At 63.7% G+C, this 7,666-nt stretch carries 8 protein-coding genes; 4 read left to right on the top strand and 4 right to left on the bottom strand.

The features are described from left to right. Positions 1-344: hypothetical protein (locus tag F6X39_RS25820; protein ID WP_187618672.1), on the top strand; the 344-nt coding region annotated here is incomplete at its 5' end. A 66-nt stretch (positions 345-410) separates the two neighbouring features. On the opposite strand, the gene F6X39_RS25815 is transcribed toward F6X39_RS25820, so the two are convergent. Next, complete coding sequence (locus tag F6X39_RS25815; RefSeq protein WP_187618671.1) at positions 411-1,562, bottom strand: peptidyl-alpha-hydroxyglycine alpha-amidating lyase family protein; 1,152 nt, start codon at positions 1,560-1,562, stop codon at positions 411-413. Between the two features lie 244 nt (positions 1,563-1,806). On the opposite strand from F6X39_RS25815, the gene F6X39_RS25810 reads away from it, so the two are divergent. Next, positions 1,807-2,100 (top strand): DUF1330 domain-containing protein, encoded by a 294-nt coding sequence (locus tag F6X39_RS25810; protein ID WP_018423759.1) that lies wholly within the window; start codon positions 1,807-1,809, stop codon positions 2,098-2,100. Positions 2,101-2,147: 47 nt separating this feature from the next. Here the strand turns inward: F6X39_RS25810 and F6X39_RS25805 are convergent, their stop codons facing one another. The 3 genes from F6X39_RS25805 to F6X39_RS25795 form a co-directional block, all read right to left on the bottom strand. Next, complete coding sequence (locus tag F6X39_RS25805; RefSeq protein WP_187618670.1) at positions 2,148-2,999, bottom strand: carbohydrate ABC transporter permease; 852 nt, start codon at positions 2,997-2,999, stop codon at positions 2,148-2,150. Beyond that, positions 2,996-3,886, bottom strand: coding sequence for a carbohydrate ABC transporter permease (locus F6X39_RS25800; RefSeq protein WP_187618669.1), 891 nt, complete (start codon positions 3,884-3,886; stop codon positions 2,996-2,998). The genes F6X39_RS25805 and F6X39_RS25800 overlap by 4 nt, the downstream gene beginning before the upstream one ends. 174 nt (positions 3,887-4,060) lie before the next feature. Further along, positions 4,061-5,293, bottom strand: a complete 1,233-nt coding sequence (locus F6X39_RS25795; protein WP_187618668.1) for an ABC transporter substrate-binding protein — start codon at positions 5,291-5,293, stop codon at positions 4,061-4,063. A gap of 318 nt (positions 5,294-5,611) precedes the next feature. Here F6X39_RS25795 and F6X39_RS25790 point away from each other — a divergent pair, with 318 nt between their 5' ends. After that, positions 5,612-6,421 (top strand): SDR family oxidoreductase, encoded by an 810-nt coding sequence (locus F6X39_RS25790; RefSeq protein WP_187618667.1) that lies wholly within the window; start codon positions 5,612-5,614, stop codon positions 6,419-6,421. Positions 6,422-6,513: 92 nt separating this feature from the next. Beyond that, on the top strand, positions 6,514-7,596 hold the full coding sequence (locus F6X39_RS25785; protein WP_184024375.1) for an ABC transporter ATP-binding protein: 1,083 nt from the start codon (positions 6,514-6,516) through the stop codon (positions 7,594-7,596). The last annotated feature ends 70 nt before the right edge of the window (positions 7,597-7,666 follow it).

The raw sequence follows: 7,666 nt of genomic DNA, 5'->3' as shown, positions 1-7,666 counted from the left end.
GCGCGCTCGGTGGCGTCGCGGGCGCGGCGGGCGGCGGCGCGGTGGGGGGTAGCACCGGCGCGTTGATCGGCGGCGCAGTGGGCGGCGGGGCGGGCGGCGCGGTCACGTCGAATCGTCGTGAACGTACCGGCGCGATCATTGGCGGCGCGCTTGGTGGCGGGGCGGGCACCGCGGCCGGCAACGCGATGGGCGGCCGCACCGGCGGCCTGGTCGGCGCCGCGCTCGGCGGCGGCGCGGGTTCGGCGCTCGGCGGCAACATCTCGCGCTCGAACTCGTATGCCAACGACTACTCCCGCGGCCACCAATCGGGCAAGCACCATCACAAGCATCGTCGTTACGACTGAGACGGCTTGACATCGACAGGGCCGGTCCGCGTCCGCATCACGGACGAACGCGGCGGCCCTCGTCCATCACGCATGCAGAACCAGTTTCTGAATACGCCAGTTCAGCAACTCGGCAACGAATAATACGTTTTCCGAAGGACACGCCATCTCGTGAATCCAGCCGAACTGTTTCGGCTGTTTGCCCGCTTTTCCAAGCACACCGAGCACTTTGCCGTCGAGCGTCATCTTGTAGATGCGGCCCGGAAACGCGTCAGCGCTATAGAGCACCTGATTCGGTCCCGGCGAGATGCAGATCGCCCAAGGCGAGCCCGGCGCGAACGTGCCCGCGGCGAGGTCCGCTTCACTCGGCATGTTGCCGATCGCGGGGCGCGCGTCCGGCGGCACCGGTACGTCGATCGTGAACTGGCGCAGGAACGTGCCCTCGGTATCGAACACCTGGATGCGCCGGTTGCTGCGATCGGCCACATAAACGTGGTCGTGCGCATCGACCGCGATGCTATGCGGCGTATGGAACTGCCCCGGTCCCGTGCCGCGATCGCCCCATGACTTCAGCCAGTTGCCGTCGCGATCGACCTTCGCGACGCGCGAGTTGATGTATCCGTCGCTGATATAGGTGTTGCCCGCCTTGTCCCACGCGACGTCGGTCACCTGGCGAAAGCGTCCGGGTTCGGACGGCAGCGGCGGATTCGGATGCTTGAGCGGCGCGGTCTCCTCGTCCGATGCTTCCTGCTTGCGGCCGAACACCATCGCGACGCGTCCTTCCGGCGTAAACTTGATCACCATGTCCGAGCCCTTGTCGGTGACCCAGATGTTGTCGTGCCGGTCCACCTTCACCGTGTGCGCGAATGACCACGCATACAGGTTGTGGCCGATCTCGCGCACGAAGCGTCCATCGGGCGCGAACTCGAGCAATTGCGCGGCGGCCGCGCCATATGCGGGGCCGGTGGTGTTGCCGCGCGACAGCACGAAGATATGGCCATGCGAATTGAGCGCGACGCCCGAGCATTCGCCGAAGTACCTGTCGTTCGGCAAACGTACGGGGTTGGCAATCGAGTCGTAAGCAATCGTGGGCACGGCGGGTGTGTCCGCGGCGAACGCCGGCGGCATGGCGAGTCCGGCGGCGCTACCCGCAAGCAGGCTCATGAAAGTCCGGCGGCTCATCGCCCGGTGGTCGGGACCGCCGCAGCATGCACAAAACGACTCGTATCGCTCGCTCATTCGTTGTCTCCTTTGGTCCATCGCTTGAAGTGTGCAAAGGCAAGCCTAGTGCACAAAACGTTTAATGGCTAAATCGTTTTGGCGATGCTGAAAGAGACACTTCCCGTTATGCGCGATCACGTGCTGGTGGTGGCAGATGCTGTCCAGGTCGCGGCGCGAGCCAGCCCGCTTTGCTACTATGTAAGACCGCGACTGCTTAGGTCCGCTTTAGCCCCGCGTTGGTCCATCACACAAGGAGATTCGAATGAGCAAAGGTTATTGGGTGTCGTCGTACCGCAAGACGAACGATCCGCAGAAACTGGCGGCATACGCGCAACTGGCCCCGGCCGCGGTGGCGGCGGCGGGCGGCAAGTTCCTCGTGCGAGGCGTGGCGGACGAGGCGCGCGAGCAGGGCCTCAAGGAGCGCACGGTCGTGATCGAGTTCCCGACGTACGAGGCGGCCGTCGCCGCTTACGAAAGCGAGGAGTACAAGAAGGCGCTGGCCGCATTGGGCGATGGCGTCGAACGCGATCTGCGCATCGTGCGCGGCACCGACTGACGCGCGACCCGCAAGCGAACACTGCGCGGCACGCGCCGCGCAGTCACTCACTTCACCGCGCCGAGCGCGAGCCCCTTCACCATATAACGCTGCAACCACGCAAACACGATCGAAACCGGCAACGTCGCGCACAAGGTCGCGGCCATCACCAGATGCCATTCGACCACGTACTTGCCCGCGACCATATCGGTCACCTGCACGGTCAGCGTCTTGTTTTCCGGCGAGCGGATCAGCGTATAGACGATCGCGAACTCGTTCCACGCATTGATGAACGTGAAGATCGCGGTCACGACGATCGCCGGCACCGCGAGCGGCAGAAACACCTTGAACACCGCGCGCGCGCGGCTGCAGCCTTCGAGCCACGCGGATTCCTCGAGATCCTGCGGCACGGTCTGAAAGTACGACGACAGCATCCACACCGCGAACGCGATATTGAACGCCGCGTACGACACGATCACGCCGATCCTCGAATCGACCAGGTTGCCGTCGCCCCACGGAATCATCGCCGCGAGCCGGAATAGGCCGACCACCAGCAGGATCGGCGATAGCATCTGCGTGACGAGCAGGAACTGCCGATACAGGCCGCGTCCGCGAAATGGGAAGCGCGCGAGCGCGTAAGCGGCGGGCAGGCTCACCGCGAGTGCGAGCGCGGTGGACAGGAAACTGATGATCGTGCTGTTGCGCAGCGCGACGCCGAAGTTGGCCGCGTCCCACATTTCGATGAAATTGCGCCACTGCCACTGCACCGGCAGCCAGCGCGCAGGATAGACGAAGATCTCCGAGGCCGGTTTGACCGCGGTGAAGAACATCACCGCGAACGGAAACAGTATGACGATCACGAGCGGCGTCAGGGCGATCCAGCACCACAGCGAGCGTTTCGTTTTCGCGCTCAGACTCATGATGGCACTCCTTCTTTCGCGCGTTGCAGACGCAGATAAGCGATCGAGAACACGAACAGCATCACGAGCATGATCAGCGAAACGGCGGCCGCTTCGCCGGGCCGTCCGAGCCGGAAGCCGAGTTCGTACAGGTAGGTGACGAGGATGTGCGTGCTGTTGTCGGGGCCGCCTTGCGTCATCACCCAGATGATCGGAAACGAGTTGAACACGTAGATCACGTTCAGCAGGATCGCCATGTTGATGAACGGGCGCAGCAGCGGCATCGTCAATTGACGGAACTGCTGCCAGGCGCTCGCGCCGTCGATACGCGCGGCTTCGTAGATATCGCTTGGGACCGAAGACAGGCCGCCAAGAAAAATCGTCACCGTAAACGGAATCGACACCAGAATGCCGACAGCGATTTCGACGGGGAACGCGAACTCGGGCGTCGCGAGCCAGTGAATCGGGCCGCCGATCAGGCCGAGCCGCTGCAGCGTGACATTGACCATGCCGTAGTCGTCGTTGAAGGCCCAGCGCCAGACGACGGCGGTCATCGTCAAAGAGACGGACCACGGCAGCATCACGATCGTGCGCGCCACGCCGCGGCCGTGAAACTCCTGGTTCAGAATCAGTGCGACAGGTACCGAGATCAGCACCGTGCCGCCCACCACGCACACGGTCCAGATGATCGTGCGGCGTACCGAATCGAGAAACACCGGGTCCTGAAACACGTTGATGAAGTTCTGCGCGCCGGTGAAGTCGCGGATCGCGCCGAAGCGCGATACCTCATGCAGCGATTGCCACACGATGTTGAAAATCGGATAGCTGATGATGAACAGCGCGAGCACGAGGCTCGGCGCAATCAGCAACCAGGGCGCCTGCGCGCGCGAAGAAACGGAACGGCTCATGCGTGCTCGATCGTAAGACGCGCCCGCTCTCTGGCGGCGGGCACGACGGAATGGGCCGGAGGGTGCATCGTGCTGCATAGGCTCGAATGTGGGAGTGGCGCGGCGCAACGCGCGGCGCTTGAGCTACGGCGCCGCGCGTCCCCTGTTCGTCTCGTTACCGTCAAAAGCCGCGTATCAGTGACCGAGCGACTTGTTCGCCTGCGCAGCGGCCGCATTCAACGCTTCCGCCGGTTGCGCCTTGTTCAGGTAGATCGCCTGCATCGCGTCGGTCACGGCCTTCGCGGTGTCTTCCCAGCCGGTCACGGTCGGCGCGAAGTGAGCGGTGGGCAGCAACGCGATGAATGCCTTGACGTCCGGATCGTTGAACGCCGGGTCGGTCGCTTCGGCCTTCGTGGTCGGCAGGAAGCCTTCGGTCGTCGTGAACTCGACGCGCGGTTCCTTCGTGAACAGATAGTCGAGGAACTTCCACGCGGTCTTCTTCACCTTCGAGTTCTTGAACATCACGATCGAGTCGGTGACCGCGTAGGTGGCGTGCGTCGTGCCCATCGGCAGCGGATCGATGCCGTACTTCAGGTTCGGCGCTTCCTTCTTGATCTGCTTGGCGAGGAACGGCGCGGAGATCACCATCGCGACGCGGCCCTGCTTGAACAGGTTCTGCACGTCCTCGCGGCTATAGCCGGTGACGCCCGGTTGCGTGAGGCCCTGGTCGATCATCTGCTTGTACATCGTCGCGGCCTTCACGCCCGCCGGCGAATTGAACGCGGCCTTGCCGTCCTTGCCGACCACGTCGCCGCCCATCGTCCACAGCGCGTAGTAAAAGTAGACGTCGGTTTCGATTTCCTTGCCTTGCAGACCGAAGCCGGCGATGCCTTGCGCCTTCAGCTTCTTCGATGCATCGATCACGTCATTCCATGTCTTCGGGCCGTCGGGGTAGCCGACCTTCGCGAGCAGATCCTTGTTGTAGTACAGCGCGCGCGCGGAAGCGGCGATCGGCAGGCCGTAGGTCTTGCCGTTGATCTGGCCAGGCGCGAGGAACGGACCGATGAAGCGGGCCTTGAAGTTCGCGTCCATATAGCCGTCGAGCGGCTCGGCGACGTCGTCCTTCACGAAGTCGAGCAGCCAGCGCGTGCCGACGATCGCGAGGTCCGCGTTGGCGCCGCCGGAGATGTCCGTTTGCAGCTTCTGTTGCAGCGTGTCCCAGTTCACGTCTTCGATCTTGATGGTCGTGCCGGGGTTGGCCTTCTCGAAGTTGCGGGCCATTTTCTCGAAGTACGGCGCGGTCGCGTCGCTGTAGTGAGCGACCGTCACGCGGACCGTCTCGGCATGGGCCGAGACGGCGATACCTGCAAACGCGAGCGCCACGGCGACTTTGCCTAGCGCGAGGGAAGCACGGGCATGCAACGACATTTTTCTCTCTCCTGTGGGTGGTTTGCTGCCGTCGCCGGCCGCCTTGGGTAAATTGTTTGAAAAAATCCTACATGACGCAAAATAGCTTGTCACGTAGGGTCTGCGATATTTTTTCTCGGGCTGTTTTGTGCCTAAGATGCTGTAAAGCATGGGGTATTCTGCACTGCGCGACGGGATGGGAAACCCATTCTTCGGGATGACAGCAGTCGTCGCAAGCCGGATATGTAGGAAATTTACAGCGTTGCGCGTAGCGCGAGCCGGGTGGCGGACGGCGACGGCAAGGCGGCCGAAACGGCCAGGCCAACGAGCGAGGAACACATGGATCGTGTCGTATTGGTAACGGGCGCATGCGGCGGTATCGGCAGCGTGTTATGCGAGCGCTTCGTCGAGGCGGGTGACACCGTGCTCGCGCTCGACATCGACGCGACCGCGCTGCAATCGTTGAGCGTGCGACTCGGCGCGCAACAGGGCGCGCAACAGGGCGCGCAACAGGGCGCAGACAAGGTCGTGCCGGTCGCGGTCGATCTCGGCGACGCCGCTGCGGTGCAGCACGCGGTGGCCGCGGCGGTCGCGCAGCGTGGACCGGTCGACGTGCTGGTCGCGAACGCGGGCGCGGCGCTCGGCGCGTCGCTCGCGACCACCGACGCCGCAAGCTGGCAGCGCGACATCCATCTGAATCTGAACGGCACGTATCACACGGTGGAGGCGGTGCGCGCGTCGATGATCGAACGGCAGCGCGGCGCGCTCGTGCTGATCGGCTCGGTGAACGGTCTCGCCGCGCTCGGTCATCCGGCATATAGCGCCGCGAAGGCCGGCCTGATCAGCTATACGAAGGCGCTTGCGATCGAGCTGGGCCGCTTTGGCATTCGCGCGAACATCGTGTGTCCGGGCACCGTGAAGACGCAGGCGTGGCAGGCGCGTGTCGAGAAGAATCCGCAGGTGTTCGAGGAACTGAAGAAGTGGTACCCGTTGCGCGACTTCGCGACGCCCGACGACATCGCCGATGCGGTGCTGTTCCTCGCATCGCCGCAAGCGCGCGTGATCACCGGCGTCGCGTTGCCGGTCGACGGCGGCTTGATGGCGGGCAACCGCCTGATGGCGCAGGAGCTGACGCTCGAGTCGTTCTGAGCCGCGCGCGGCGCGTGCACTACGGCACCGGCAATACAACATCGGCAATACAACATCGGCAATACAACACACAGCAAGACAATGAGGACAGCATGGCAGCAGTGCAACTGAGCGGCATCTTCAAACGCTATGGCGACACCCAGGTCGTGCACGGCATCGATCTCGACATCGACGACGGCGAGTTCGTCGTGCTGGTCGGTCCGTCGGGCTGCGGCAAGAGCACGCTGATGCGGATGGTGGCCGGGCTCGAGGAAATCAGCGGCGGCGATCTGATGATCGGCGGCACGCGCGCGAATACGCTCGCGCCGCAGCAGCGCAACATCTCGATGGTGTTCCAGAGCTATGCGCTGTACCCGCATCTGTCGGTGTATGAAAACATCGCGTTCGGTCCGAGAATCCGCAAGGAATCCTCGGAGAAATTCAAGCCGCGCATCGATGCGGCCGCGAAGATGCTGAACCTCAGTGACTATCTGGACCGCTTGCCGCGCGCACTGTCGGGCGGTCAGCGGCAACGCGTGGCGATGGGCCGCGCGGTGGTGCGCGAGCCGTCGCTGTTCCTGTTCGACGAACCGCTGTCGAATCTCGACGCAAAGCTGCGCGTGCAGATGCGCACCGAAATCAAGGCCCTGCATCAGCGCTTGAAGAACACGGTGATCTACGTTACCCACGATCAGATCGAAGCGATGACGATGGCCGATCGCATCGTCGTGATGAACGCGGGACGTATCGAGCAGATCGGCCGTCCGCTCGAACTCTATGACCGGCCGGCGAATCTGTTCGTCGCGAGCTTCCTCGGCTCGCCGTCGATGAATTTCGCCGAGGGCGTGATCGTCAATCGCACGCAGGGTGCGGGTCTCGCGTTGAAGCTCGCGGACGGCAGCGAGGTCGCGCTCGAACGCACGCCTGCGTCGGCCGTGGTCGGTGCGAAGGCCACGCTCGGCGTGCGGCCCGAGCACATCGAGATCACGACGCAGATACCGGATGCCGCGCTCGACGTCGAAGTGATCGAGCCAACTGGCGCCGAAACGCACCTGTACGGGAAAATAGGCGGCGCTTCGTGGTGCGTGACCACGCGCGAGCGCTCGAAGATCGAGCCCGGTCAGCGTGTCGCGCTGCGTCTGCCGGCCGAACACATCCATCTGTTCGATACGGAGAGTGGACGCAGGCTGGTCTGAACCGCGTGCGGCTTGAACTTTGATCAGGCCGATTGAAGCCGAACAAGCTGCGAGCGACGCGGATCCATAT

This window comes from Paraburkholderia sp. UCT2 (assembly GCF_014397665.1).
Classification (GTDB): domain Bacteria; phylum Pseudomonadota; class Gammaproteobacteria; order Burkholderiales; family Burkholderiaceae; genus Paraburkholderia; species Paraburkholderia tuberum.
This window is presented reverse-complemented; position numbering and strand designations above follow the sequence as displayed.